Source organism: Caballeronia sp. LZ033 (assembly GCF_031451265.1).
Lineage (GTDB): Bacteria > Pseudomonadota > Gammaproteobacteria > Burkholderiales > Burkholderiaceae > Caballeronia.
Genome location: NZ_JARUXQ010000003.1, coordinates 1,160,807 through 1,187,105, shown reverse-complemented (window position 1 = coordinate 1,187,105; position 26,299 = coordinate 1,160,807). Strand labels below are relative to the sequence as shown.

General features: G+C 65.8%; 21 protein-coding genes. 17 read left to right on the top strand and 4 right to left on the bottom strand.

The annotated features are described in order from the left end of the window. The first annotated feature begins 15 nt into the window (after window positions 1-15). The 9 genes from QCE62_RS26625 to QCE62_RS26585 are packed head-to-tail and all read left to right on the top strand — an operon-like array spanning window position 16 to window position 11,261. A complete protein-coding gene (locus tag QCE62_RS26625) occupies window positions 16-1,413 on the top strand; it encodes a UDP-glucose/GDP-mannose dehydrogenase family protein (protein ID WP_309924999.1) in 1,398 nt (465 codons plus the stop codon). Window positions 1,414-1,420: 7 nt separating this feature from the next. Continuing rightward, complete coding sequence (locus QCE62_RS26620) at window positions 1,421-1,864, top strand: low molecular weight protein-tyrosine-phosphatase (protein ID WP_309817800.1); 444 nt, start codon at window positions 1,421-1,423, stop codon at window positions 1,862-1,864. Beyond that, a complete protein-coding gene (locus QCE62_RS26615; protein WP_309924998.1) occupies window positions 1,858-3,027 on the top strand; it encodes a polysaccharide biosynthesis/export family protein in 1,170 nt (389 codons plus the stop codon). The genes QCE62_RS26620 and QCE62_RS26615 overlap by 7 nt, the downstream gene beginning before the upstream one ends. Before the next feature lie 32 nt (window positions 3,028-3,059). After that, window positions 3,060-5,273 (top strand): polysaccharide biosynthesis tyrosine autokinase, encoded by a 2,214-nt coding sequence (locus QCE62_RS26610; RefSeq protein ID WP_309925326.1) that lies wholly within the window; start codon window positions 3,060-3,062, stop codon window positions 5,271-5,273. A 25-nt stretch (window positions 5,274-5,298) separates the two neighbouring features. Continuing rightward, window positions 5,299-6,270: a glycosyltransferase family 2 protein gene (locus QCE62_RS26605; RefSeq protein ID WP_309925324.1), complete on the top strand. Its 972-nt coding sequence runs from the start codon at window positions 5,299-5,301 to the stop codon at window positions 6,268-6,270. Continuing rightward, window positions 6,267-7,400 (top strand): glycosyltransferase, encoded by a 1,134-nt coding sequence (locus tag QCE62_RS26600; RefSeq protein ID WP_309924997.1) that lies wholly within the window; start codon window positions 6,267-6,269, stop codon window positions 7,398-7,400. The genes QCE62_RS26605 and QCE62_RS26600 overlap by 4 nt, the downstream gene beginning before the upstream one ends. After that, entirely contained in the window at window positions 7,397-8,923 is a 1,527-nt protein-coding gene (locus QCE62_RS26595; RefSeq protein WP_309924996.1) for a glucose-6-phosphate isomerase, read from the top strand. Before QCE62_RS26600 ends, QCE62_RS26595 begins: the two co-directional genes overlap by 4 nt. Next, window positions 8,886-10,070 carry a glycosyltransferase family 4 protein gene (locus tag QCE62_RS26590; RefSeq protein ID WP_309924995.1) on the top strand — a complete coding sequence of 395 codons (1,185 nt, stop codon included), beginning with the start codon at window positions 8,886-8,888 and terminating at the stop codon, window positions 10,068-10,070. The genes QCE62_RS26595 and QCE62_RS26590 overlap by 38 nt, the downstream gene beginning before the upstream one ends. Before the next feature lie 24 nt (window positions 10,071-10,094). After that, window positions 10,095-11,261 (top strand): glycosyltransferase family 4 protein, encoded by a 1,167-nt coding sequence (locus tag QCE62_RS26585; protein ID WP_309924994.1) that lies wholly within the window; start codon window positions 10,095-10,097, stop codon window positions 11,259-11,261. 51 nt (window positions 11,262-11,312) lie between these two features. Here the strand turns inward: QCE62_RS26585 and QCE62_RS26580 are convergent, their stop codons facing one another. Together QCE62_RS26580 and gmd are read right to left on the bottom strand one after the other, a co-directional pair. Then, on the bottom strand, window positions 11,313-12,230 hold the full coding sequence (locus tag QCE62_RS26580) for a GDP-mannose 4,6-dehydratase (protein WP_309924993.1): 918 nt from the start codon (window positions 12,228-12,230) through the stop codon (window positions 11,313-11,315). A 6-nt stretch (window positions 12,231-12,236) separates the two neighbouring features. Further along, a complete protein-coding gene (gmd, locus tag QCE62_RS26575) occupies window positions 12,237-13,280 on the bottom strand; it encodes a GDP-mannose 4,6-dehydratase (protein WP_309817780.1) in 1,044 nt (347 codons plus the stop codon). A 250-nt stretch (window positions 13,281-13,530) separates the two neighbouring features. Between gmd and QCE62_RS26570 the strand changes: the two genes are divergently transcribed. The 3 genes from QCE62_RS26570 to QCE62_RS26560 are packed head-to-tail and all read left to right on the top strand — an operon-like array spanning window position 13,531 to window position 19,727. Next, window positions 13,531-15,753, top strand: a complete 2,223-nt coding sequence (locus tag QCE62_RS26570; RefSeq protein WP_409017916.1) for a hypothetical protein — start codon at window positions 13,531-13,533, stop codon at window positions 15,751-15,753. Window positions 15,754-15,783: 30 nt separating this feature from the next. After that, window positions 15,784-17,271, top strand: coding sequence for an oligosaccharide flippase family protein (locus QCE62_RS26565; protein WP_409017926.1), 1,488 nt, complete (start codon window positions 15,784-15,786; stop codon window positions 17,269-17,271). Further along, a complete protein-coding gene (locus QCE62_RS26560) occupies window positions 17,268-19,727 on the top strand; it encodes a glycosyltransferase family 4 protein (RefSeq protein WP_309924991.1) in 2,460 nt (819 codons plus the stop codon). Before QCE62_RS26565 ends, QCE62_RS26560 begins: the two co-directional genes overlap by 4 nt. Before the next feature lies 1 nt (window position 19,728). Here QCE62_RS26560 and QCE62_RS26555 read toward each other — a convergent pair whose 3' ends face one another. Then, the gene (locus tag QCE62_RS26555) at window positions 19,729-20,868 is read right to left on the bottom strand and encodes an acyltransferase (RefSeq protein ID WP_309924990.1); all 1,140 of its coding nucleotides are present in this window, start codon (window positions 20,866-20,868) and stop codon (window positions 19,729-19,731) included. A gap of 152 nt (window positions 20,869-21,020) precedes the next feature. Between QCE62_RS26555 and QCE62_RS26550 the strand changes: the two genes are divergently transcribed. The 3 genes from QCE62_RS26550 (at window position 21,021) to QCE62_RS26540 (ending at window position 23,311) form a co-directional block, all read left to right on the top strand. Next, window positions 21,021-21,173 (top strand): hypothetical protein, encoded by a 153-nt coding sequence (locus QCE62_RS26550; RefSeq protein WP_309817768.1) that lies wholly within the window; start codon window positions 21,021-21,023, stop codon window positions 21,171-21,173. Between the two features lie 77 nt (window positions 21,174-21,250). Further along, a complete protein-coding gene (gene galU, locus QCE62_RS26545) occupies window positions 21,251-22,177 on the top strand; it encodes a UTP--glucose-1-phosphate uridylyltransferase GalU (protein ID WP_309924989.1) in 927 nt (308 codons plus the stop codon). 72 nt (window positions 22,178-22,249) lie between these two features. Further along, window positions 22,250-23,311: a phytoene/squalene synthase family protein gene (locus QCE62_RS26540; protein WP_309924988.1), complete on the top strand. Its 1,062-nt coding sequence runs from the start codon at window positions 22,250-22,252 to the stop codon at window positions 23,309-23,311. Here the strand turns inward: QCE62_RS26540 and QCE62_RS26535 are convergent. Next, window positions 23,289-24,140: a LysR family transcriptional regulator gene (locus tag QCE62_RS26535; RefSeq protein WP_309817753.1), complete on the bottom strand. Its 852-nt coding sequence runs from the start codon at window positions 24,138-24,140 to the stop codon at window positions 23,289-23,291. The genes QCE62_RS26540 and QCE62_RS26535 overlap by 23 nt on opposite strands. A gap of 102 nt (window positions 24,141-24,242) precedes the next feature. On the opposite strand from QCE62_RS26535, the gene QCE62_RS26530 reads away from it, so the two are divergent. Beyond that, on the top strand, window positions 24,243-25,127 hold the full coding sequence (locus QCE62_RS26530) for an alpha/beta hydrolase (RefSeq protein ID WP_309924987.1): 885 nt from the start codon (window positions 24,243-24,245) through the stop codon (window positions 25,125-25,127). Window positions 25,128-25,208: 81 nt separating this feature from the next. Beyond that, window positions 25,209-26,297, top strand: a complete 1,089-nt coding sequence (locus QCE62_RS26525) for a catalase family protein (protein ID WP_309924986.1) — start codon at window positions 25,209-25,211, stop codon at window positions 26,295-26,297. Window positions 26,298-26,299 lie beyond the last annotated feature (2 nt).

The following is a 26,299-nucleotide window of genomic DNA, read 5'->3' as shown; positions in this document are numbered from 1 at the left end:
ACCTGGAGTTGGATCATGAAACTGACGATCATCGGCAGCGGCTACGTGGGGCTCGTGACGGGCGCGTGTCTCGCGGACATCGGCAACGACGTGCTGTGTCTCGACCTCGACCAGCGCAAGATCGCCATTCTCAACGGCGGCGGCATGCCGATTCACGAACCGGGCCTGCAAGACGTGATCGACCGCAATCGCGAGGCGGGCCGTCTCGCGTTCACGTCGAACGTGCAGCAGGCCGTGGAGCACGGCGAGATGCTGTTCATCGCAGTGGGCACGCCTTCGGATGAAGACGGTTCCGCCGACCTGCAATACGTGCTCGCGGCGGCGCGCGACATTGGCCGCTACATGAACGGCTTCAAGACCATCGTCGACAAGTCGACCGTGCCCGTCGGCACCGCGCGGCGCGTCAAGGCCGCGATCCAGTACGAGCTCGACGCGCGCGGCGTGGACCACATGTTCTCGGTGGTATCGAATCCGGAGTTCCTGAAGGAAGGCGCGGCGATCGAGGATTTCACGCGGCCGGACCGCATCGTGATCGGCTGCGACGAGGACGTGCCCGGCGAACGCGCGCGCGAACGCATGAAGCGCCTGTATGCGCCGTTCAACCGCAATCACGAGCGCACGCTGTATATGGACGTGCAGTCCGCCGAGTTCACCAAGTACGCCGCCAACGCCATGCTCGCGACGCGCATTTCCTTCATGAACGAGCTGGCGAATTTCGCGGACCGCGTCGGCGCGGATATCGAAGCGGTGCGGCGCGGCATCGGCTCGGACCCGCGCATCGGCTATGACTTTCTCTATGCGGGCTGCGGCTACGGCGGCTCGTGCTTTCCGAAGGACGTGCGCTCGCTGATCCAGACGGCGTCGCTGTTCGGCCATGACATGAGCATCCTGAGAGCGGTGTCGGACGTCAACGAGGCGCAGAAGGACACGCTCACGCACAAGATCGTGCGGCGCTTCGGCGACGACCTCACAGGCCGCACCTTCGCGCTGTGGGGCCTCGCGTTCAAGCCGAATACCGACGACATGCGCGACGCCCCCAGCCGCGTGCTCGCGGCGGCGTTGCTGGCGCGCGGCGCGAAAGTGGTCGCGTACGACCCGGTGGCCGCCGACGAAGCGCGCCGCGTCTTCGCACTCGACCTTCAGGGCCTGCCCGAAGCGCGCGCGCGGCTCTCCTATGCGGCGAATCACAAGGACGCGCTCGACGGCGCGGATGCGCTCGTGATCGTCACCGAATGGAAGGTGTTCAAGAGCCCGGATTTCGATGCGATCAAGCGTCGCCTGCGGCATCCGGTCATCTTCGACGGCCGCAATCTCTATGAGCCGGAGACGCTGAGCGAGATGGGCATCGAGTATCACGCGATCGGACGCGGCACGCGCGTGAGCCACGTTGCCGTGCCAGCAGGCGTGGCGTAACGCGCCGATGTTCGGGAGCGTCCTGATCGTCTGTCACGCGAACATCTGCCGCAGTCCGACTGCGGAGGTGCTGTTCCGCGCGCATCTGGCGAGGCGCGGCGTCCGGCCGATGGAGTTTCGTTCGGCCGGACTCTACGCCCACGAAGGCGAGGACATCGACCCGGCCATGCAGCGGCTGCTGGCGGAGCAGGGGCTCGATTCGTCACAGCATCGCGCCCGGCGTTTCGACCGCGGCATGGCGCGCGGCGCGGACCTGATCCTCGTCCCGGAGCGCAGCCAGATGCGCGCGGTCACGCAGCTCGCGCCAACCACGCGCGGCAAGGTGCATCTGCTCGGCAAGTGGGAAGACGCTGAAGTCGCCGACCCGTACGGCGCGCATGACGCGGTCTATCGCGAGAGCTTTGGATTGATCGAACGGCTGGTGCTTGGATGGCTCGACAAAATATGCTGATACCCCGTGTTCTTTTGCTGACGTCTTTCATGTCGGCGTTGTTGTCGGCGTGCAGCACGGCGCCAGGCAATTTCCTCAATACCTCGCGGCTCGAAGACAAGGATCCGACGCCCACCGCGACCTATCCGGTGCATCTCATCACGGCGGACGTGATCGCCCAGGAGCAGGCGGCGCCGGATGCCCCGCAGCCGCTGCCGCCCGCGCGTTTCGCCGATGAAGCGCAGTACGTGTATCGCATCGAACCGCAGGACATTCTCGGCGTGACGCTGTGGGATCACCCGGAACTGACGACGCCGCAGGGCAGCACGCTCTCCACCGGCGGCAACACCACGCAGACGGTCGCGGGCGCGCTCCGGCAGCCCTACACGCAGGCGCTGCCGGGACAGGCGGACCCGTACGGCCAGACCGTGTCGCCGGACGGCATGATCTTCTTCCCGTTCATCGGCCGCGTGCGCGTGGCGGGCAAGACGACCGGCGAGATCCGCGACCAGCTGGCCGCCGCGCTGGCGCCGTACATCAAGAACCCGCAACTCGACGTGCGCGTGCTGGCGTATCGCAGCCAGAAGATCGCGATGACGGGCGAAGTGAAGCAGCCCGGCCCGCTCGCCGTGAGCGACGTGCCGCTGACGCTCGTGGACGCCATCACGCGCTCGGGCGGCACCACGTCCGAGGCGGATCTCCAGCGCGTGCGGCTGACGCGCGGCGGCAAGCTGTATGTGCTCGACGCCAACAGCGTGCTGGATCGCGGCGACATCTCGCAGAACGTGATGCTGCAGTCGGGCGACATCATCAACATTCCGGACCGCTACGACAGCCGCATCTTCGTGATGGGCGAAGTCAAGACGCCGATGCCGGTGAACATGGTGCGCGGCCGCGCGTCGATCGCCGATGCGCTGACGCTTGCCGGCGGCGTACTCGACACCGACGCCAACGTGCGCCAGATCTATGTGGTGCGCGGCGCGCGCAGCAATCCGGCGCGGCCCGACATCTTCCGGCTCGACATGTCGCAGCCGGACTCGCTGCTGCTCTCGACGCAATTCCAGCTGCGTCCGCAGGACGTGGTCTACGTGGGCACGGCGGGCGCGGTGCAGTTCAACCGCCTGATCAACCAGGTGTTGCCGACCTTGCAGACGCTCTTCTATCTGAAGCAGCTGACGCGCTAGCGGGCATCGAACAAGGGAGTCGAATCGTGAACATGCAAGTGCATCCCTTCATGCAGAAGCCCGACGAGGAAGACGTCGTGCTCGGCAATCTGATCCAGGCCGTGATCGACGACATCGGCTGGCTGATCGGCGTCTTCGCCTTCGTGGTGCTGTGCGCGGCCGTGTATTGCTATCTCGCGAGGCCGGTGTATTCCGCCGATGCTCACGTGCGCGTCGAAACCAACGACAACACGTCGCAGGCGCTCACGCAGACGCAAACCGGCCAGGCGATCAACTCGGGATCGAGCGCGCTGCCCACCGACGCGGAAATCGAGATCATCAAGAGCCGCGGCGTGGTGGCGCCGGTGGTGGCGCAATGCAAGCTCAACTTCTCGGTTGCGCCGGTGACGCTGCCGCTGCTCGGCAGTCTCGCGGCACGCTTCGCGACGCCCGGCGTGCCGGCTAAGCCGTGGTTCGGCATGGCGTCGTATGCGTGGGGCGGCGAGATCATCCAGCTGGATTCGATCGAGGTCGAGCCGCAGTGGGAAGGCAAGGAACTGATGCTCACCGCGCTCGGCGACGGGCGCTATGCGCTGGCCGACCCGCAGGGACACGCGCTGCTTCAGGGACAGGCAGGCGCGGAGGCGAGCGGCCAGGGCGTCACGCTGCTCGTGAAGCAGCTCGTGGCCCGGCCCGGCACGCGTTTCAAGGTGATACGCGCCAACGATCTCTCGGCGATTGCAAGCTTCCAGTCGGGCATCACGGTGACCGAGCAGGGCAAGCAGACCGGCGTGATCCAGATCTCGCTCGAAAACCAGAATCCGGACAAGGCCGCCGAGATCGCGAATGCGCTCGCGCAGTCGTATCTGCGCCAGCATATCGAGACCAAGCAGGCCGACGCCGGCAAGATGCTCGACTTCCTGCGCACCGAGGAGCCGCGGCTCAAGGCGGACCTGCACAACGCGGAAGCTGCGCTGACCGAGTATCAGCGCCAGGCGGGCGTCATCAACGCAAGCGACGAAGCCAAGGTCTATCTCGAAGGCAGCATCGGCTATGAGGCGCAGATTTCCGCGCTGCGCCTGCAGATCACGACGCTCGAACAGCGCTACGGCAATCTGCATCCGGCGCTGACGACGGCGCGCGAGCAACTCGCGCAACTCGAAGCGCAACGCGAGCGCTATGCGTCGCGCTTCCGCGATCTGCCGCAATCGGAAGTGAAGGCGGTGGCGTTGCAGCGTGACGCGAAGGTGGCGGAAGACATCTACGTGCTGCTGCTGAACCGCGTGCAGGAGCTTTCGGTGCAGCGGGCCGGTACGGGCGGCAACGTGCATATCGTCGATGCCGCGCTGCGACCCGGCGATCCGGTCAAGCCTAAGAAGGTGCTCATCATGTCGGCGGCGGTGATTCTCGGGCTGATCCTCGGCACGGGCTTCGTGTTCGCGCGCCGCGCGATCTTCAAGGGCATCGACGATCCGGAGCGCCTCGAACGCGTCTCCTCGCTGCCGATCTTCGCGCTCGTGCCGCACAGCGCCGAGCAAACCCGTTTCGATACCGACGTGAAGCGCCGCCGTCACGACGACCTCGAAGCGCCCATTCTCGCGATGCTGCGTCCCAACGACGTCTGCGTCGAGATCATGCGCAGCCTGCGCACGTCGATCCAGTTCTCGCTGATGGAAGCGCGCAATCGCGTGGTGATGCTGACCGGGCCGGCGTCGGGCGTCGGCAAGAGCTTTCTCGCGGCCAACCTCGCGGTGCTGCTCGCGGCTACCGGCAAGCGCGTGCTGCTGATCGACGCGGACATGCGGCGCGGCAAGCTCGAACGCGCGTTGAGCGCCGGGCGCGAGCCGGGCCTCGCGGAACTGCTGGCGGGAACGATCGGCCTGGAGAAGGCAATCCGCACGACCCGGATTCCATCGCTCGATTTCATCGCGGCGGGCAAGCGTCCGGGCAATCAGTCGGAACTGCTGATGTCGCCGCGACTCCAGCCCACGCTCGAGGCGCTCGCCCGCAAATACGACGCCGTGCTGATCGACACGCCGCCGGTGCTCGCGGTCACGGACGCGCTGATCGTCGGCAAGATGGCGGGCACGAACTTCCTCGTGCTGCGCTCCGGTGCGCACAACGAAGGCGAAATCAGCGAAGCGACGCGGCGCCTGCGTACGGCGGGCATCGTCGTGCAGGGCGCGATCCTGAACGGTACGCCACAACGCGCGCGCGGCTACGGGCGCGCCCATTACGCAGCGGTGGAAGAGTATGCGGGCCACTGAGGGAGAACAGACCATGACCATGAGCTTGAGCGTCTCGGTGGTGGTGCCGACCTATCGCAGGCCGGCGGACCTGAAGCGCTGCCTGGCGGCGCTGCGGGCGCAGACGCGCCTGCCAGAGGAAGTGCTGGTGATCGCGCGTCCCGAGGACGAAGCAACGGCGCGGCGTCTGGCGATCGAACTGAAGGGCGCGCAAGGCTTCATGTTGCGCGTGATCGAGACCGGCGCGGGCGGTCAGGTGGCGGCGCTCAATCGCGGGCTGGAGGCGGCGCAAGGCGAGATCGTCGCGATCACCGACGACGACGCCGCGCCCCATCCCGACTGGATTGCGCGTATCGCCGGCGCGTTCGAAGAGGATGAACGCCTCGGTGCGCTCGGCGGGCGCGACTGGGTCCACGAGAAGGGCCGCGTGCTGGACGGCGCGCGCCACGAAGTGGGCGTGGTGCGCCGCACGGGCCGGATCGTGGGCAACCATCACCTCGGCGTGGGACCGGCGCGGGACGTACGCATGCTGAAGGGCGCGAACATGAGCTACCGGCGCGCGGCGGTGGGCGCGCTGCGTTTCGATACGCGATTGCGTGGCGCGGGCGCCCAGGTTCACAACGACATGGCGTTCAGCATGAACGTGCGGCGCGCGGGCTGGACGGTGCGCTATGACCCGCTGGTCGCGGTGGATCACTTTCCGGCCGAGCGTTTCGACGACGACCGGCGCGACGCCCAGACCTTCGGCGCACTGAGCGATGCCGCCTACAACTTCCATCTGATCCTGAGCGAGCAGCTCGATCCGGGTCATCGCGAACTGGCGTGGTGGTGGTATGCGCTGATCGGCACGAAGGTCTATCCGGGCCTGACGCAGGCGCTGCTCGCGACGCGCGGCGGCGTGGCCCATGCATGGCGGCGCTGGCGCGCGGTGCGCAGCGGCGCCCGCGAGGCGCGCTCTGAGGCCCGCCGCGCGCGCACGTCGGACACGCCTGCGCTTCCCGCTGCGAGGACACTATGACGAACGTGCATGTGCATCTCTTCCATGGCGCCGATCCGGCGCGGTATCGGCAGGGCGACAACATCGGCTGCCTGTATGGCTATCACCATGCGGAGTCGGCGGAATTCACGCTGACCTACTCGCGCGATGCCGACGAACGCAAGCCGATGCGCTTCCTGCGCCGCGCGTTGAAGGCCGCGCTTGGCTTCGATTTGATTCATACGTGGCGCAATCGCGAGGCCATACTCGCCTGCGACGCCGTATGGACGCACACGGAGCAGGAGTATCTGTCCGCCGCGCTGTTGCTGCTGCTCAAGGGCTGCGCGCAGGGCAGGCCGCTGCTGCTTGCGCAGTCGATCTGGCTGCTCGACAAATGGCCCGGCTATGGCGCGGTGCGCCGCTGGATCTATCGCAAGCTGATTGCGCGCGCGGATATCCTCACCACGCATTCCAGCGTGAATGCCGCGCTGGTGCGCGAGTACTTCGGCCGCGAGGCGGAGCAGGTCTTCTACGGCCTGAACCTGCAGGACTTCGCGCTCGCCGAGCCGCGCGCATGGACGCCGCATACACCGCTGCGCGTCGGGGCGATCGGCAATGACCGCGACCGCGACTGGCGTACGCTCGCCACGGCGCTGCGCGACGATGCACGCTACGACGTGCGCATCGCGACGCGCCGTCGCGTGCCGGCCTCGCTGCACGCGGACAACGTGTGCATCGCACCGGCCATCGGGCTGAACGCGGCGCGCGAACTGTACGACTGGGCCGATGTGATCGTCGTGCCCTTGCGCGCGAACACGCATGCTTCGGGACTCACGGTGCTGCTCGAAGCCGTCGCGCTCGGCAAACCGGTGATCGTCACGGATGTGGGCGGTCTGCGCGATTACTTCGGCACCGGACACGTGTCCTACGTGCCCGCGCACGATGCGCCGGCGCTGCGCCGCGCGCTCGATGAACTGCGCGTCAATCCCGCGCTCGCATTGGCGCGGGCGCAGGCCGCCATGCGCCATTTCATCGCCCGCGACTACACGACACGCGAGTTCGCGCTCCAGCATGTGCGGCTGACGCGCGCCGCGCTGGAACACGCGCAGGGCGCGAACGATGCCGCGCCAAACGGGCAGGCGGTATTCGCGCCGCGCGAGCTGACGAGATGAACGCCGCGCCGCTGCCTCCCATGTCACGCGACCTCGCCGGCCGGGTCAAGACCGTGCGCCGGGCGCGCAAGGGTCCGCCGGAATGGACCGCGCAGGCGGTCGTCTGGGGGCTGACCGCGCTGCTGGTGCTGGCGCGCCAAGGGACGGTGCTCACGCTGGCCTTTCCGCTGCTGGCGACGTGCGCGGCGCTCTACCTCTACTTCCGCAGCCCGGCGCGGTACATCGGCTTCATGTGGTGGGTCTGGTTCCTGAGCCCGGAAGTGCGGCGTCTCGCGGACTGGAGCCGCGGCGCGTTCACGCCGACGAGCCTGATCCAGATCGCACCGCTCGTCGTCACGATGATCTGCGGCCTCACCCTGTTGCGCCAGTACAGGGTGCTGGCCCAGCGGCGCGGCCTGCCGATGCTGCTGATGCTGCTCGGCATCGCGTATGCCTACCTGATCGGCGTGGCGTCCAGCGGCCCGATGGCGGCGACCTACGACCTTGCGAACTGGCTGTATCCGGTGCTCATCGGCTTTCACATCATGGTGAACGCACACGAGTATCCGAAGTACCGCAAGGTACTGCTGGATACCTTCGTCTACGGCCTGCTGCTGATGGGCGCCTATGGCATCGTGCAGTTCTTCATCATGCCGGCCTGGGACGCCCTGTGGATGATCGGCTCGCAAATGGCTTCGCAAGGCGAGCCGGTGCCGCTCGGCGTGCGCGTCTTCAGCACGATGAACTCGTCCGGCCCGTTCGCGCTCGTCGTGATGGCGGGGCTGACCTTGGTGATGGCCGGCACGCAGCGCGCGCGCTGGCTGGCGGGCGCGCTCGGCTTCGTCTCCTTCGCCTTGTCGATGGTGCGTTCGGCGTGGGGCGGCTGGATCATCGCGATGCTGCTTCAACTGCTCAAGGCGAGCAACCGCGTGCGGCTGCGCATCGTGCTCGGCGCGGTGGTGCTCGTCGGGCTGTCGGTGCCGCTGCTGACCATCGGGCCGGTGGCGGACAAGCTCGGCACACGCCTCCAGACCATGACCAACCTGAGCAACGACAGCAGCTATGCCGCGCGCAACGAGTTCTACACGAACTTCATGGTGACCGCCTTCACCGATGTCACGGGCGAGGGCTTCGGCGCCACCGGCACCTCGACGAAACTGGCGAGCGCGAACGGCGATCTCGGCAAGTACGGCAGCTTCGACAGCGGCGTGATGAACGTGCCCTTCGTGCTGGGCTGGCCGGGCGGCCTGCTCTACATGGCGGGCGTCGCGCTGTTGCTGGTGCGGGCGTGGCGCGCGTCGTTCTCGCTGCGCGACGACAAGTTCGCGCAGGCCGCGCTGAGCCTGGCCTTTTCGATGATCGGCATCCTGCTGTTCGCCAACACCTTCGTCAGCACCGGCGGATCGCTGTTGTTCACGAGCCTGTTTGCGATCATCGCCGCGCGCCATCATGCGAAGCTCGTGCGCCGCCGCGAATCTCTCTTCTTTCAACATCAAAGGCTAGCCAATGAGAATCGCGATCGTCACCCACGTGGTGCGGCATAACGACGGCCAGGGCCGCGTCAACTACGAAATCGCGCGCGCGGCGCTGGCCGAGGGGCACGAGGTAATTCTCGTGGCATCGCACGTCGCGCCCGAGTTGCTCGCTCACGCGCGGCTGCGCTGGGTGCCGGTGATCGCCGGCCGCTTCTGGCCGACGCGCCTCGTCAAGCAACAGGTCTTCGCGATCAAGAGCGCACTGTGGCTGCGCGCGCATCGCGATGCCTACGACGTCCTGCACGTGAACGGCTTCATCACCTGGGCGCGCGCCGAGGTCAACACCGCGCATTTCGTGCATGGCGGCTGGACCCGCAGCCCGTATTACCCGTTCCGGCTGCGCGGCGGCGCGTGGTCGGCGTATCAGGTCATCTACAGCCGCCTGAATGCCTGGCTCGAAGGCTGGGCGTACCGGCGTTCGCGGGTGATCGCGGCGGTATCGGAGAAGGTGGCGGACGAGATCCGCGCGGGCGGCATCGAGAGCCAGCGCGTGCAGGTCGTCTACAACGGCGTGGATACGCAAGCCTTCGCGGCGGCCTCTGCCGAACGCGCGGCGTTCAACCTGAAGGACGATGCGTTCCTGCTGCTGTTCGTCGGCGACCTGCGCACGCCGCGCAAGAACCTGCAAACCGTGCTGCACGCACTGGTATCGCTGCCGCCGCATGTGCAGCTCGTCGTCGCGGGGTATCTGGCGGGCAGTCCTTATCCGGAGCAGGCGCGCGCGCTCGGCATTGCGGACCGCGTGCATTTTCTCGGGCTCGTCAAGAACATGCCGACGCTGATGCATTCCGTCGATGCCTTCGTGTTCCCGTCGCGCTATGAAGCGATGAGCCTTTCGCTGCTGGAAGCGCTCGCCGCCGGCCTGCCGGTCATCACGGCGCGCACGGCGGGCGGCGCGGAGATCATCGGCGAGGACTGCGGCATCGTGCTCGCCGATCCCGACGACGCCGTCGCGCTGGCGGGCGCCATCGGCGAACTGGCGGCGTCGCGCGAACGCTGCGTGCGCATGGGCGCGGCGGCACGCACGCTCGCGGCGGACTTCAACTGGGCGCGCATGGCGCGGCGTTATCTCGATCTTTATCGCAGCTTCGCGCGGCATGAGCGCAGCGACAACGTGACGACACTGAAGGCGGCATCCGCGCAATCGCGCGTCTGACATCAACCCGAACAGGAAACAGCCATGAGCACCCCATCCATCAAGTCCCTGCAAATCGGCATGCACTGGTTTCCGGAGCGCGCGGGCGGCCTCGACCGCATGTACTACACGCTGGTCGGCGCGCTGCCGGCGGCGGGCGTCGAGGTGCGCGGTGTGGTTGCCGGTTCGCCGCGCGTGGCGGTCGATTCGGGCGGCGCCATCCGTGGTTTCGGTCCGGCCGCGCAGTCGCTGCCGCGCCGCCTGATGAACGCACGCAGCGCCTTGCGCGCCAGCCTCGATATGGAGCGGCCCGACGTCGTCTCGTCGCACTTCGCGCTGTACACGTTTCCCGGACTCGATGTGACGCGCGGCATCGCGCAGGTCTCGCACTTCCAGGGGCCGTGGGCCGACGAGAGTCATGTCGAAGGCGCGGACACGCTCGGTCAGCGCGCGAAGCTGATGCTGGAGCGGCGCGTGTATGCGCGTTCGTCGCGGCTGATCGTGCTCTCGGAAGCGTTCGGGCAGATCCTGAGCGCGCGTTACGGCGTGCCGGAAGAACGCATCCGCGTGGTGCCGGGTTGTGTCGATGTCGCGCAGTTCGACCAGAAGCTGAGCCGCTCGGAAGCGCGCCGGAAATTGCAGTTGCCGGCGGGGCGGCCGATCGTGCTTGCGGTGCGGCGGCTGGTGCGGCGCATGGGGCTCGAATCGCTGATCGACGCCATCACGCGCGTCAAGCAGAAGGTGCCCGATGTGCTGCTGTTGATCGCGGGCAAGGGGCGGCTTGCGGAAGAGTTGCAGGCCCGTATCGATGCCGCCGGTCTCGACGACAACGTCCGCCTGCTCGGCTTCGTTCCCGACGAGCAGCTGGCTTCGCTGTATCGCGCGGCGGACCTCAGTATCGTGCCGACGGTCGCGCTCGAAGGCTTCGGGCTGATTACGGTGGAGTCGCTGGCATCGGGAACGCCGGTGCTGGTGACGCCGGTGGGCGGTCTGCCGGAAGCGGTGCGCGGGCTGTCGGAGGATCTGGTGCTGGCGTCGACGGGCGTCGATGCGATTGCGGACGGCCTGATCGCGGCCTTCGACGGCACGCTCGACCTGCCGGACGAAGCGGCTTGCCGGCGCTATGCGTGGGAGCACTTCGACCGCTCGGTGATCGCGAAGCGCGTGGCAGCGGTTTATGAGGAAGCGATTGCGGAAGGACCGATGCACTGACGTGCTTCAGGCCGGCCTTGGGAAAGGCCGGCCTGAAGTCTGAAGCACCCACTAAGCCGCGACTTGTGCGCTCATCGAGTCGTACATCCATTCGAGCGTCTCATGAATGGGCGTATGCGGCACCTGGCCGATCACCTGCCGCAGCCTGCGATTCGAACCGACCAGCCGCGCAATCTCATTGCGCCGCATGAAGCGCGGATCGACGAACACGTCGATCTCATAGCCCGCGATGCGCGCGAGCATCTGCAACATCTCGCCGAGCGAATGGCTGCGGCCGGAGCAGACGTTGAAGGTCTGGCCTGCCGGAGCGGCGTCGAGCAGCTTCGCGTAAGTCGCGACGACATCCCGCACATCCGAGAAATCGCGGCTCACGTGGAGATTGCCGAGCGAGATGCGCGCCTCCCGCCGCGCATGATGCCCGACGATCTTCGGCAGCACATAGTCCTCGCTCTGCCCGACGCCCGTGTAGTTGAACGGCCTGACGAAGACCAGCGGCAGGCGGTCGAGCCAGAGCCGGGCCGCGTGCTCCATCGCCAGCTTGCTGACGGCGTAGTCGTTGGCGGGCTGGATGGGCACTTCTTCGTCGATGGTCTCGACGGCCGCATTGCCGTACACGTTCGCGGTGCTCGCGAGCAACACGGCGCGCGGTTTCTTGTCGAGCGTGCTGAGCGCGGCAAGCAGATTGCGCGTGCCGACGATGTTCACCATATACGTCTTGCCCGGCGCATTGGCCGTGACATGGGCGGCGGCGGCCAGATGCACGACCACATCCGGACGGGCATCGGCGACGAAGGACTTGAGCGCCTCCATGTCGAGCAGATCGACGGATATGCCGACAGCGTTCGGCACGTCGTCCTCAGGAGAGGACGTGACCGTGCCCCAGACGTCATGGCCCGACTGCGTCAGAACGGCGGCCATGTGCCGGCCGGTGAAGCCGTTGAGGCCGGTGATGAGTGCGCGTCTTGCCATGGCGCGTCAGAAGCCGGGCTGGGTTTCGTTGCGCTTCAGATCCGCCTCGGTCATCATCCTGCACAGTTCCTCCAGCGTGGTCTTCGGCTGCCAGCCGAGCTTCTCCCGCGCCTTGTCCGCGCTGCCGATCAGCAGATCCACTTCAGCCGGGCGATAGAACTTCGGATTCACCCGCACCAGCGTGCGGCCGGTGGCGACATCGATGCCGCGCTCGCGTTCGCCCTTGCCCGCCCACTCCAGCTGATAGCCCGCCGCGCCGAACGCCATGCGCACGAAGTCGCGCACGGTCTCGGTGCGGTTGGTCGCGAGCACATAGGTATCGGGGTCGCTGGCCTGCAACATGCGCCACATGCCCTCGACATATTCGGCCGCGAAGCCCCAGTCGCGCTTCGCATCGAGATTGCCGAGTTCGAGCAGTTCTTCCTTGCCGAGGCGGATCTTCGCGACGGTATCGGTGATCTTGCGGGTCACGAACTCACGGCCGCGCAACGGCGACTCATGATTGAACAGAATGCCGCTGCAACCAAAGATGCCATACGACTCGCGGTAATTGATGGTGGTCCAGTGCGCAAACAGCTTGGCGACGCCGTACGGGCTGCGCGGATAGAACGGTGTTTCCTCGCATTGGGGAATGGCCTGCACCTTGCCGAACATTTCCGACGTGGAGGCCTGGTAATAGCGGATCTTCGGATCGATCACGCGAATCGCTTCCAGCAGATTGAGCGCGCCGAGACCGGTGACGCCCGCTGTCGTCGACGGCTGATCGAAGGACACGCCGACGAAGCTCTGCGCGGCGAGGTTATACAACTCGCTGGCTTCGGCCGTTTCGAGCAGCCGCAGGTTGGAGCCGAGATCGGTCAGGTCGTGTTCGACGAGGCTCAGTTTCGGATGACGGTCGATACCGAGTTCGGCGATGCGCCAGAAGTTCACCGAACTCGTGCGGCGATACGTGCCGACCACTTCGTATCCCTTGTCGAGCAGAAGCTTGGCGAGATACGCGCCGTCCTGTCCTGACACGCCGGTGATGATCGCTTTGAGCTGCGAGGCCATGAGTTCCGCTCCTGAAGATGTCATGAGCCGATTCTAAGGAAAAGAAATCGAAAAAATATCCGCGGGATTTTCATTTCCGGCATGCGCGCTTTTTTTAATGCGCGAGATCTTTTTTGAACGTGGCACGACGCGGGAGCGATTAAAGAAGGCCTCACCGTGCAGACAATATTTTCGTTTTTTTAGCTTTATTTGGCCTCTAACCTCCAGTCGTCCAAACGGGTCGTCCAGACCGTGCTCAGGGGAGGGAAGATTGCCGCGCATTGTGTCGTCGAAACTGATCTGCACGGTCCTCTGCGTCGCGTCGGCATTGGCGGGATCGCATGCGGCGGCCGCGGCGCCGCGCGTGCTCGACGCCAGGACGTCGTGGATCGGCAATACCTCCGGCTTCGGCGACGGCACCTGGACGCAGATCAATATCACCGCGATTGCCGTCGCGCCCGACGGCCGCGTGTTCACCAATTCGCCGTGGGACGAAAGCGGTGCCGAAGCAAGCGTGTATCGCGACGGCAAGATGCTCTCGTATGCGGGCGGCACGCATGGCTGGGGCGCATCCGGCGGCAACGCGGTGGCGGTGAATGCGCACAGCGTGTTCGTCGCGGTGGGCGTAGGTAACGAAAAAGGTCGGCTCGTCAGGTCGGGTGTGTGGCCACCTGCGGGCCGGCACTGGATTGGCGTGTCGCGGCGTGACATCGACGATCCGAAACGCGCCATGCCCTTCGATGGCGGGCCCGATGCGGACAAAGCGCTCGTGAGCAGCAAGGACCCGGCCGCGACGCTCGCGCGCAGCTTCCTGAAGATCGCCGACACCACGGACGATGCCGCGCGTGGCGACATCGGCGGACTGGCGGCGAACGATGCGCTCTTGTATGTGGCCAATACGGCGCGGGATCGTATTGAGCGCTACGACGCGCGCTCCATGCAACCGAAGTCGCAATGGAGCGCGCCGCAGCCGGGACGCATCGCGCTGGCGCAGGATGGCTCGCTGTGGGGCATCGTCGAGAGTCTCGGCGTGCAGCCGCGGATCGCGCATTTCAGTGCTTCGGGTGCATTGCTGGACGACGCACCGCACCTCGCCGACGAGACGATCGCCGTCGATATCGCGCTCGACCGTCAAGGCCGTCTGCTCGTCGCCGACAACGGCCCGCGTCAGCAAGTGCTGTTGTTCTCGAAGCAGGGCGGCGCGTATCGCGAAACCGGCACGCTGGGCGAACGCGGCGGCATTTTTTCAGGCGTGCCCGGCAAGCCGGGACCGCAGCGCTTCAACGGCCTGACGGGCGTGGGCGTGGATGCGTCGGGCAACGTCTATGTGTCGGGCAACGGCATCGGTGCGCGCGACGGCAGCATCGGCGCGGGTCTCGGCGCGACGCTCGAAAGCTATTCCCCGGCCGGTGCATTGCGCTGGCAGATGCAAGGTCTGCTGTTCGTCGATGGCGCGTGGATCGATCCCGCCCGGCCCGACAGCGTGTACACGGGCAACAAGCGCTTCGAGCTGGACCTGTCGAAGCCGCCGGGACAGGAATGGCGCTACGCGGGCTTCCTGTCGGGCCGCTTCAAATATCCCGACGATCCGGTGTTCCACGTCGATCAATGGCCCGGCCTGCCGATCGCGCGCCGGCTCGAAGGCAGCACCTTCCTGTACCTGACGGACATGTACGCGGATCACCTGAAGATCTATCGCTTCGACGCGAAACGCGACGGCGAACTGGCGATTCCTTCGGGCTTCATCGCGGGGCGGCCGCGTCCGGTGCAGAACGTGCCGAACCGGCCGGAAGGCGGCGAATGGATCTGGCGCGATCTCGATGGCGATGGCCGCTTCGAGGCCGGCGAATTCCAGCGCAATCCGGGCACCGCGCGCATTACCGGCGGATGGGGCTGGTGGGTCGATACGAAGGGCGACATCTGGCGCGCCAGCGAGGTGAAGGGCATTCACCGCATCCGCTTCGGCGGCCTCGATGCGCACGGCAATCCCATCTATGACTACGCGCGCATGCAGACCTATCCGGTGCCGGCGCCGTTCACCGAATTGCGCCGTGCCGTATACGACGCCGCGACCGACACCATGTACATCACCGGCTACACGGCCGACGCGCCCTTCGACCGCCGTTACTGGAAGGAAGTGGGCCGTCGTCTGGTGCGCTACGACAACTGGTCGAATGGCGCGCGCCTGCGCTATGCGATCGACCTGCCGTGGGACACGCAGGCGAAACCGCTGGCGACGGTCATCGGCGTGACCGTGGAGGGGCAATACGTGTTCGCGGTGGAACCGGTCGGCGAGGTGCACGTGTACGACAAGGACTCCGGCAAGGAAGCAGGCGTCATCCGGCCCGGGCCGGAAGTGGGCCGGGCATCCGGCTGGGTGGACGTGCCCAACGGCATCAGCGCACACCGGCGCGGCAACGGCGAATACCTCGTGTTCGTCGAAGAGGATGCGCGCGGCAAGGTGACGATGTACCGCTGGACCCCGTCAAGCTGAACGCGCGAGGAACGATGAATGGAAAGAAGCATGGTGCGGAACGTGGGAATCAACTTCATCGGGTTGATCCTGCCGACCTTCGTGTCGCTCGCGACGGTGCCCGCGTATATCCGGCTCGTGGGCGTCGAGCGTTATGGCGTCATCAGTCTCGTATGGACGCTGATCGGCTATTTCAGCATTCTCGATCTCGGCATGAGCATGGCCGCGCAACATCAGATCGCGAAGGCGCAGGCGGCCGGCGATGTCGCGCAGCGCACGCGCGTGTTCTGGAGCGCTGTATGGCTCAACTTCGCGACCGGCGTACTCGGCGGCGTGGCGATCTACACCGGCGCCTTCGCCTATACGGCCTATGTCGCGCACTCCGCGCCGGCGTTGCAGCAGGAGGTGTATCGCGCGTTGCCGTGGCTTGCACTCGCGATACCGCTTGCGAACGTCTCCTGGGTTTTTGCGGGCGCCATCAACGCGATGGAACGCTTCGGCGTCTATAACGCGAACCAGACTTTCGGCACCTTCCTGTTTCAGCTCTTGCCGCTGGGCGCGGCGTGGTGGATCGCGCCGAACCTGCAGACCGTGATCGCGGCCGCGGTCGTCGCGCGTCTGCTTGCGGCGCTGCTGCTCGCCCGCGCGAGTTTCAGACTGCTCGATATCCGCCGCATCGAATGGCCGACGCGCCAGGTCGCGGGCGGCCTGTTCCGCTTCGGCGGCTGGATGCTCGTGTCGTCGATCACCACGATGCTCACCGATTCGCTCGACCGCGTGCTGCTCGGCGCGCATCTCGGCGCGCGTTTCGTCACGTATTACACGGTGCCGCAAAACCTCGTCACGCGCCTGAACATGCTGCCCAACGCGATGGTGCGCACGCTGTTCCCGCGTCTTTCGGCCATCGATCGAAGCGACGCGAACGGCATGGCCGCGACGTCGCTCACCTTCCTGAACGGCGTGTTCACACCGCTCGCGCTGTTCGCGATGCTCGTGCTCGAACCGTTCCTGCATCTGTGGATCGGCGCGGACCTCGCCGTGGAGAGCGCGCCGGTGGGCCGCATTCTCGTGATCGCCGTGTGGCTCGTCGGACAGGCGGGCGTGACGCGCATCCTGATTCAGTCACAGGTCGATCCCGCCAAGGCCGCGCGTGCGGGACTGGCGCAATTGCCGTTTTTCGTCGGCATGCTCTGGTTCGGCATCGAACGCTACGGGCCGGTGGGCGCAGCAAGCGTGGTCGCAGTGCGCGCGCTCGCGGACTATGCGGTCCTGCTCTGGATGTCGCGGATTCGCGCGCGGCCCATCGCGCTCGACATGCTTGCGCATCTCGCGTTTCTGCTCGCCGCGCTTGCCGTCGGCAGCGCAATCGATGCAATGGCGCATCCCCTCCAGGCCGTCACGGCAGCGGCGCTCTTCACCTTCGTCAACGCAGCATGGTCCGTGGCGACACGTCCTTCGTTGCGTGCGCTGGCACTGACCCTGGCGGGCAAGTTCATCGGCAGGACCCCTTCACCTCTGAAAGCGAGGCGTGACGCATGAGCACTGAATTCGAAGACGCGTTTGTCGGACGCGCAAAGACACGTCACTTCCTGCGCGATGACGGTCCCGCGCCGCAACCGCGCGCCGTGACACGCCAGCCCGGCATGCCGCGCGTGGCGATCGTGCATGACTGGCTCGTCACGTATGCCGGAGCGGAACGCGTGCTGGAACAGATCATCGCGTGCTTTCCGGAAGCGGACATCTTCAGCGTCGTGGACTTTCTCGAAGACCGCTCTTTCCTGCGCGGCAAGCAGGCGGCGACGTCGTTCATCCAGAAGCTGCCGTTCGCCCGGACGCGCTATCGCGCCTATCTCCCGCTGATGCCGCTCGCGATCGAACAGCTCGACCTCTCCGGATACGACCTCGTCATTTCCAGCAGCCACGCCGTGGCGAAAGGCGTGCTGACCGGACCCGACCAGGTGCATGTGAGCTACGTGCATTCGCCGATCCGCTATGCGTGGGACCTGCAACACCAATACCTCAAGCAATCCAATCTGACGGCGGGCGCGAAGTCGCTGTTCGCGCGGTTGATCCTGCACTACATGCGCAACTGGGATATCCGCACGTCGAATTCGGTGAATCACTTCATCGCCAATTCGGATTTCATTGCGCGGCGGATTCACAAGGTGTATCGGCGTACGTCCAAGGTCATCTTTCCGCCCGTGGATGTGGCCTCGTTCGAAGTGTGCGAGCAGAAGGAAGATTTCTATCTGACCGCCTCGCGCATGGTGCCGTACAAGAAAATCGATCTCATCGTGGAAGCGTTCGCGCGCATGCCGGGGCGCAAGCTGGTCGTGATCGGCGAAGGCCCGGACATGGCGAAGATCCGCGCCAAGGCGACGCCCAATGTGAAGATCATGGGCTATCAGCCGTTCGCCGTGCTGCATGACCGGATGCGCCGCGCGAAAGCCTTCGTGTTCGCAGCCGAAGAGGACTTCGGGATTTCGGTCGTGGAAGCGCAGGCGTGCGGCACGCCGGTGATCGCGTACGGCAAGGGCGGCGCGCTGGAAACGGTGCTCGATGCCTCGCACGAACGGCCCACCGGACTGTTCTTCAACAGCCAGACGCCGCAGGCGATCATCGACGCCATCGATGCCTTCGACAGCGGCGCGCTCACCTTCAATCCCGCCGATTGCCGCGCGAACGCCGAGCGTTTTTCGAACAGTCGCTTCCGCGAGGCATTGCATGCGCATATCTCGCGGATCGCGCCGCAGTTCGTGCTGCCGCCGCTGCCGGTGGAGGAGGCGCCCGAGCCGCCTGCCATCGACGAGATGCAGCAAGCGGGCTTGAAAGTGCTCGCCGTCGACCAGAGCGGGGCGCTGGGCGGCGCGGAGTTGTCGATGCTCGAAGTCGTGAAGAACATGCGCGGCGACGTGCAGACCGTCCTGTTCGACGATGGCCCGTTCCGCATCGCGCTGGAAGCGGTCGGCGTGAAAGTGGACGTGCTCGACGGCAAGTCGCTCGACGGCATGCGCAAGGACGGCAAGGCGCGGCCTGGGATGAACATGCTGGGCGGCATGCTGAAGCTGTTGCGCGGCACGCTGGAACGCTCGCGCAACGCCGACGTGATCTACGTGAACACGCAGCGCGCGATGGTCATCGGCGCGATTGCGGGACTGATCTCGCGCAGACCGGTGGTCTGGCATCTGCGCGACATCGTCAGCGAGGAACACTTCGGCCGCACGCAACTAGCGGTCATCAAGTGGTGCACCAAGCTGATGCTGGAACACGTGATCGCCAATTCGACCGCATCGGCCGCCGCCGTCACGGCACTGACGCGGTTGCGCGAGGAACGGCTCGATGTCGTGTTCAACGGCATCTCGGCCGAACCGTTCACGGATATCGAAGCCGTCGCGCAACACGAACTGCGCGCGCGTTTCGGCTTGCCGCGCGATGCGTTCCTGGTCGGCTGCTTCAGCCGGCTCGCGCGCTGGAAGGGTCAGCATGTGCTGCTGGAGGCGCTGCTGGAGTCGCCGGACATGCATGCGGTGCTGGTCGGCGCGGCCTTGTTCGGTGAAGACGCCTATGAAACCGAATTGCGCGCCTATGTGGACGAGCATGGCTTGCAGGACCGCGTGCATTTCCTCGGCTTCCAGGACGATATCGCCGCCTGCATGAAAGCGGTGGACGTGGTCACGCATACCTCGATCATGGCGGAGCCGTTCGGGCGCGTGATCATCGAAGGGATGCTGTCGAAGCGGCCCGTCGTGGCGACGCGAGCAGGCGGCGTGATGGATATCGTCGAGGACGGCGAGAACGGCATTCTCTGTTCACCCGGCGACGCCGCCGAGCTGGCGCGCATTCTCGACCGTCTGAGAAAGAATCAGCCGTTGCGCGAGCGACTTGTCGAGCAAGGTTATGAGAATGCGACGAGCCGCTTCGGCACCGAGCGCTATGTCGAGAGCGTGGAGAAGATTCTCGTCGATGTCGCGGAGCGTTCGCGCAAACGCGGTTGAGTCAGCGCCTGCGGCGCGTGCGCCGCAGCGCCGCTGACCACGCCATCGCGGGCTTCTCCACGGCGGCATGGAAGACCAGCGCCACGCACACCGCAACGGCAGTGAAGCCGAACGAAGCCCAGATGTCGGTCTGTAGCGCGGACCTGAACAGCACCGATCCCAGCAGCACGAAAATGGGCAGATGCACGACATACAGCGAGAAGCTGAACGTGCCCAGCCAGGACAGGAAGCGGACCACGGGCGAAGCGCGCATCGGCGTATCCAGCGCGCCGTGCAGGTAGACGGCGAAGGCGAATGCCCACAACTGGAACGCCGCATATTGCGCGAGGCTGAATGCGCCGCATCCGGCCAGTGTGAGCACGCCGGCCAGCATTCCCATGCGCGGCCGCGCTTCGATTCCCCGCGCTTTCGCTTCCGCGATCCATGCGCCGAGCATCCACGCGAACCAGTAGGACGTGAACACGACGATGCCGCGCGGCTCGAAAACCAGCGCCGACAGCACGTTGATGACGCCGACGCCCGCCATCACGCCGCCCATGCCGATGCGCCGCCGCAGCGCGATCAGCATCGGATACACGAGATAGAACTGCACCTCCACTGAAAGCGTCCAGAGCGCGCCGTTCGACCCGAAGGTCTTCCCCGCGATGCCCTGCAACGAAAACAGATTGACGAGAAACGCGCTCAGGTCGAAGGGATTGATCTTGTGGCTGACAGGCAGGAACGTGCTGCTCAGCGAATCGAGCGCGAGCGTCAGCAGCAGCGCGGCGATCAGCACCGGATAGATGCGGACGAAACGACGCAGCAGGAAGTTGCCGCTATCGAAGGGAGCGAGCGGGTCGGCGATCAGCTTGCGGGCCATCGCGCGATGGATGCAATAGCCGCTGATGACGAAGAACACCGGCACGCCCGCCGAGCCCCAGGCAATCGGGAAGGTCAGATAGCTGATGAGTGCATTCGCGTCGAGGCCATGCAGGCTGCGATGAAATTGCTGCATGCCGATCCACGTTACCTGCCGGCAATGAAAGTACGCAACGAGCAAGGCCGCCGCGCCGCGCCATGCGTCGATGGCGACATCCTGGCTGTCCGACAGGAGGCCTTCATGACGCGCGGCAGCGGGCGTGAAGAGAGAAGAATCGCTCATGGAGTGGAAGGTCGCGCGAGAAAAGAATGCGTCGATCTTAGGGCAGCAGAAATGGCACGAATAACGAAATAATTCGCGGCACGGGCGCTCATTTTTTATCGATTTTTTTCTGTTACGGTCGATGCCTGTCTAACGTCGAATGGATGCGGATCATGGATATGCATGCGATTGCCGGCGTGGCGGTGCTGCTCGTGCTGGTGGCCGCCTCGGCCTATCGGGACGCACTGCGCAACGACCCCCTGAGCCCGTTGCGCAAGCGCGGCTCGAATCGCGTCCCGGCGCCTCAGATGGACGACGCGGAATAAGCGCCGCCCGAACGCTGCAGCGGACCACCGGGTCCGGGGACATCTCAATCACGGGTTTCGATCTGGAGGAAAGACTCATGCTCAAGGTGACCAAGGCCGTATTTCCTGTCGCGGGTCTCGGCACACGCTTCTTGCCCGCGACCAAGGCCAGTCCCAAGGAAATGCTGCCGGTGGTCGACAAGCCGCTGATTCAATACGCGGTGGAAGAGGCCGTCGCCGCCGGGATCACGGAGATGATTTTCGTCACCGGCCGCGGCAAGCGCGCCATCGAAGATCACTTCGACAAGTCCTATGAACTCGAAGCCGAACTCGAGGCACGCAACAAGGAAGCCCTGCTCGACGCCGTGCGCAGCATCAAGCCGGCGAACGTCGATTGCTTCTATGTGCGCCAGCCGTCCGCGCTCGGTCTCGGTCACGCGGTGTTGTGCGCGGAACGGCTCGTCGGCCAGCAGCCCTTCGCCGTGATGCTCGCCGATGACCTGCTGCACGCGCCGCAGCCGGTGATGAAGCAGCTCGTCGACGTCTTCGATCACTATCACAGCTCGGTGATCGGCGTGGAACGCATCGCGCGCGAGGACAGCGCTTCGTATGGCGTGATCGAAGGGCGCGAATGGGAAGAGGATGTCATCAAGATGTCGAGCATCGTCGAGAAGCCGCAGCCGGCGCTCGCGCCGTCGAATCTCGGCGTGGTCGGACGCTATGTGCTGATGCCGAGCATCTTCCGGCATCTGCGCGAGACACGGCCCAATGCGGGCGGCGAGATTCAGCTGACCGACGCCATCGGCGCGCTGCTCGGCGAGGAACAGGTGCTCGCGTATCGCTATTTCGGCACGCGTTTCGACTGCGGCAGCAAGCTCGGCTATCTCAAGGCGACGATCCAGTTCGCGTTGCAGCATCCCGAAGTGCGCAAGGACTTCGAGCAGTATCTGCGCGCGGAAGTATGGGCGTTGATGCCGGAGTTGATCGGGGAGGAAAGCAGCGAGCCGGAGGCTTTGTCGACATGAGGTGAGGGGCGTACCGACTCACGATCCGGTCGGGACGGATACAATGCGGCGGGTCTTTCCGTCCATTGCCTCATGAACCGTTCATCCCGGACCGTCCTGCTCGGTCCGCTACTCAAGAGTGTGTCGCGCTCGTTCTACCTGACGCTGCGCATCCTGCCCGCCGGCATGCGCGATCCCATCGGGCTCGCGTATCTGCTGGCGCGCGCGGCGGACACCATCGCCGATACCTCGCTGATCTCGCCGCAACGCCGCCTCGAACTCTTGCTGTCGTTGCGCGCACAGGTGAACGGCGCTGCCGATGACGGCGCGCTCGCGGGGATTGCCGGCGAAGTGGCGCGGCAGCAGGCGCAGCCGGACGAGCGGGCGTTGCTCGAAGCGCTCGGCGCGGCGCTGGCGATCCTGCCGCAACTGGATGCGCGGGACGGCGCGGCGGTGCGCGACATCGTGACGACGCTCAGCACCGGCATGGAATTCGACCTGCGCACGTTTCCCGACGAGACGTCCGGGCAGATCGCCGCGCTGAAGGAGTTCGACGAACTGGACCGCTATACGTATCTGGTAGCGGGGTGCGTGGGTGAATTCTGGACGCGCATGACGGCGGCGCATCAGCCGGGCAAGCTTCAGGCGCCGCTCGACACCATGCTGGCGCTCGGCGTGCGCTTCGGCAAGGCCTTGCAGATGACCAACGTGCTGCGCGATTGCGCGCGCGACCTGCGCATCGGACGCTGCTATCTGCCTGCAACGATGCTCGCGCGTCATGGCCTCGCGCCGCATGATCTGCTGGACCCGCAGGCGTCGGTGCGCGCACGGCCCGTGCTGTTCGAGCTGTTGCGCACTTCGCTGGCGTTGTACCAGGACGCCGTCGATTACACGCTGGCCATTGCGCCGGGCGCCGTGCGTGTGCGGCTGGCCTGCCTGTGGCCGATCATGATCGGCCTCGATACGCTGGTGCTGCTCGCGGAGAACCGCGCATGGCTCGATCCCGCGCGCATCTCGAAGGTGCGCCGCAACGATGTCTATCGCATCATCGCGGCTTCGCTGCCAATGGTGGTATCGGACGCGGCGCTGCGCAACTGGAGCACGAAGCGCATGCAAGCGATAGAAGCGCGCATCAGCGCCGCAAGTCGGCCATGATGCGTTCGGCGAGAAAGTCGCACGGCGGTCGTCTCGACGCCGCGCTTCTCGCCAGCACCACTTCCAGCGTGCCGATATCCGGCAAACCTTGCGGCGGCCCGAGCAGCGTGAAGTGGGCGGGCACCGCGCATTTCGCGAGCGGCGTCACGGCGAGGCCGGCTTCGGCCATCGTCAGCAGACCGAGCAGGCTCGGACTCTCATACGACGTGCGATAGCCGATGCGCGCGTGCTCCAGGCTGCGGATCGCGTTCTCCCGCGCGACGCTGCCCGGCAGGAACACCGCGATGGGCAGCGGGCGTTCCTTCCAGATATCCGTGGCGCCGGGCGCGGCGGCCCAGACCATCGGCTCGTGACGCACGAAGTCGCCGGACAGTCCCTTGACCCGCGTCGCGCAGACGAGATCCACCGAACCGTCCTTCACCATCGGCGCAAGGGCGACGCTCGGCAGGCCGACCACCTGGATCTCGACCTTCGGATAGGTGGCGGAAAATTTCTTCAGAATGGGCGGGAAAAGCGACGACGCGTAATCGTCCGGCACGCCGATCACCACGCGCCCCGTCACGTCTGGCCGCACGACGGCCGCCCACGCCTCGTCGCGCAGCGCGATCATGCGGCGCGCGTAGGTGAGCAGCACCTCGCCGTCCTGCGTGGGCACGACGCTGCGCGGCTTGCGCACGAACAGCGGCTTGCCGAGCGCGGTTTCCAGCGTCTTGATCTGCATGCTCACCGCCGATTGCGAACGATGCACGAGTTCCGCCGCCCGGCTGATGTTGCCGGTATCGGCCACGGCGACGATCATCGCAAGGACATCGAGGTCGAGTGCTTTCATGGTCGGACAGGCTCGGTATCAGAAAATCTGAACGATTCTATCAAGATTATGCGTTTTTCTTTTACCTGAGCGGGGCGCATGATGCAGTCAAGGAGCCTATCCATGAACGCCCGTACCGATCTTTCCGTCCTCACCGCCGTGCAAGGCCTGCCTGAGCCGTCGTTCGCCACGAACGCGTCCGGGATTTCCGTGCCGTATATCGCGTGCGGAGAGGGTGAGCCGATGGTACTCATCCACGGATCGCTGTGCGATTACCGGTACTGGGAGGCGCAAGTCCTGCCGCTCGCGAAGCAATTCCGCGTGATCGTGCCGAGCCTGTCGCATTACTGGCCGGCCGTCGATGCCTTCGTGCAGGGGGAGTTCGGCTGGGAAGCGCACGTGGCGGAAATGGCGGCGTTCATCGAGACGCTGGAACTGGCACCCGTTCATCTCGTCGGGCATTCGCGCGGCGGCGCGATTGCGTTTCATCTGGCGCGCGAGTATCCGCGCCTCGTGAAGACGCTCACGCTGGCCGATCCGGGCGGTCCGCTCGAACTGGAAACGAAGTCGCGTTCGGCACCTGCTGCACCTGCCGCACTGCCGCCCGCCACGAATGCGCTGCGCGCGCGCGTGGCCGAGTTGATCGAACAGGGCGAATTCGACCGTGGCCTGGAGATGTTCGTCGATTCGGTGAGCATGCCTGGCTTCTGGAAGAAGAGCACGGAGAGCTTCCGCCGCATGGCGCTCGACAACGCGCTGACGCTGCCGAAGCAATTCCGCGATCCGCTGCCCGCCTACACGCGGGACCTGGCGCGCGACATCAAGTGCCGCACGCTGCTGATCGACGGCGAGAAGAGCCCGCGCATGTTCCGCAACAACGTCGAGAAGCTGACGGAGTGGATCGCGTTCGCCGAGCGCCAGACGATCGCGCGGGCGTCGCATGGGATGAATGTCGCCAGCCCTGGCGCGTTCAATCGCGCGGTGCTGGCGTTTGCCGAAGCGTGGTGAGCGGCGCAATCTGACCGGTCCACGCGCGACGGCACAGGGGTTGCTGGGTGTTGTTCAAAACACCCACAGACCGGAGCTTCCATGCCCAATCCCGCGCTGCCGTTTGATCCCGCGTTCGAACAGATCCCCGACGACGAAGCCGAGACCACGAGGGAACTCGCGGAAACGATGCGCAGCATCACCGAGAAGACCTACGCCGACTCGGGACATGCGATCCGCAGCGTGCATGCGAAAAGCCACGGCCTGCTGACCGGCGAAATGCAGGTGAATGCCGGCCTGCCGCCTGAACTCGCGCAAGGCATCTTCGCGCAGCCTGCGAGCTTTCCCGTGGTGCTGCGTCTGTCGACGAATCCCGGCGACGTGCTCGACGACAACGTCTCCACCCCGCGCGGACTTGCCGTGAAGATCATCGGCGTCGAGGGCGAGCGCTTGCCGGGCAGCGAAGGCGATCGCACGCAGGATCTGGTGATGATCAACGCCCCGGCCTTCACGGCCGCGACGCCGAAGAAGTTCCTCTCGAATCTCAAGCTGCTCGCAAAAACCACCGACAAGATGCCGGGCGGCAAGAAGGCGCTGTCGGCGATGCTGCGCGGCACGGAAGCGCTGATCGAAAAGCTGGGCGGCGAGAGCGGCATGATCAAGAGCCTGGGCGGTCATCCCGAGACGCACATTCTGGGCGAGACCTTCTATACAGCCGTGCCGCTTCTCCATGGCCGGTACTTTGGCAAGCTGAGCGTCGCGCCCGTATCGGCGGAACTGACGGCGCTGACGGACGCCCCCGTCGATCTGAAGGACCGTCCCGATGGCCTGCGCGAAGCCGTCAGCGAGTTCTTCATGGCGAACGGCGCCGAATGGGAAGTGCGCGTGCAACTGGCGACCGACATCGAGAAGATGCCCATCGAGGATGCCTCGGTGCAATGGCCGGAAGACGAGAGTCCCTATGTGACGGTGGCGCGCATTCGCGTGGCGCCGCAGAGCACTTGGAACCCGCAGCGCGAGCGCGGCATCGACGACGGCATGGCCTTCAGTCCGTGGCATGGCGTGGCGGAGCATCGGCCGCTGGGTGGCGTGATGCGCGCGCGGCGGATGTCGTACGAGGTGTCGTCGGACTTTCGCGGCGAGCGTAACGGCTGTCCGATGCGGGAACCGCGCGAACGCGTCGATTTGTAGCT

Bases quoted from the DNA above. Each gene is read 5' to 3' on its own strand.
- QCE62_RS26625 (WP_309924999.1), top strand. From the start codon at position 16: ATGAAACTGACGATCATCGGCAGCGGCTACGTGGGGCTCGTGACGGGC.
- QCE62_RS26620 (WP_309817800.1), top strand. From the start codon at position 1,421: ATGTTCGGGAGCGTCCTGATCGTCTGTCACGCGAACATCTGCCGCAGT.
- QCE62_RS26615 (WP_309924998.1), top strand. From the start codon at position 1,858: ATGCTGATACCCCGTGTTCTTTTGCTGACGTCTTTCATGTCGGCGTTG.
- QCE62_RS26610 (WP_309925326.1), top strand. From the start codon at position 3,060: ATGCAAGTGCATCCCTTCATGCAGAAGCCCGACGAGGAAGACGTCGTG.
- QCE62_RS26600 (WP_309924997.1), top strand. From the start codon at position 6,267: ATGACGAACGTGCATGTGCATCTCTTCCATGGCGCCGATCCGGCGCGG.
- QCE62_RS26595 (WP_309924996.1), top strand. From the start codon at position 7,397: ATGAACGCCGCGCCGCTGCCTCCCATGTCACGCGACCTCGCCGGCCGG.
- QCE62_RS26590 (WP_309924995.1), top strand. From the start codon at position 8,886: ATGAGAATCGCGATCGTCACCCACGTGGTGCGGCATAACGACGGCCAG.
- QCE62_RS26585 (WP_309924994.1), top strand. From the start codon at position 10,095: ATGAGCACCCCATCCATCAAGTCCCTGCAAATCGGCATGCACTGGTTT.
- QCE62_RS26580 (WP_309924993.1), bottom strand. From the start codon at position 12,230: ATGGCAAGACGCGCACTCATCACCGGCCTCAACGGCTTCACCGGCCGG.
- gmd (WP_309817780.1), bottom strand. From the start codon at position 13,280: ATGGCCTCGCAGCTCAAAGCGATCATCACCGGCGTGTCAGGACAGGAC.
- QCE62_RS26565 (WP_409017926.1), top strand. From the start codon at position 15,784: ATGGTGCGGAACGTGGGAATCAACTTCATCGGGTTGATCCTGCCGACC.
- QCE62_RS26560 (WP_309924991.1), top strand. From the start codon at position 17,268: ATGAGCACTGAATTCGAAGACGCGTTTGTCGGACGCGCAAAGACACGT.
- QCE62_RS26555 (WP_309924990.1), bottom strand. From the start codon at position 20,868: ATGAGCGATTCTTCTCTCTTCACGCCCGCTGCCGCGCGTCATGAAGGC.
- QCE62_RS26550 (WP_309817768.1), top strand. From the start codon at position 21,021: ATGGATATGCATGCGATTGCCGGCGTGGCGGTGCTGCTCGTGCTGGTG.
- galU (WP_309924989.1), top strand. From the start codon at position 21,251: ATGCTCAAGGTGACCAAGGCCGTATTTCCTGTCGCGGGTCTCGGCACA.
- QCE62_RS26540 (WP_309924988.1), top strand. From the start codon at position 22,250: ATGAACCGTTCATCCCGGACCGTCCTGCTCGGTCCGCTACTCAAGAGT.
- QCE62_RS26535 (WP_309817753.1), bottom strand. From the start codon at position 24,140: ATGAAAGCACTCGACCTCGATGTCCTTGCGATGATCGTCGCCGTGGCC.
- QCE62_RS26530 (WP_309924987.1), top strand. From the start codon at position 24,243: ATGAACGCCCGTACCGATCTTTCCGTCCTCACCGCCGTGCAAGGCCTG.
- QCE62_RS26525 (WP_309924986.1), top strand. From the start codon at position 25,209: ATGCCCAATCCCGCGCTGCCGTTTGATCCCGCGTTCGAACAGATCCCC.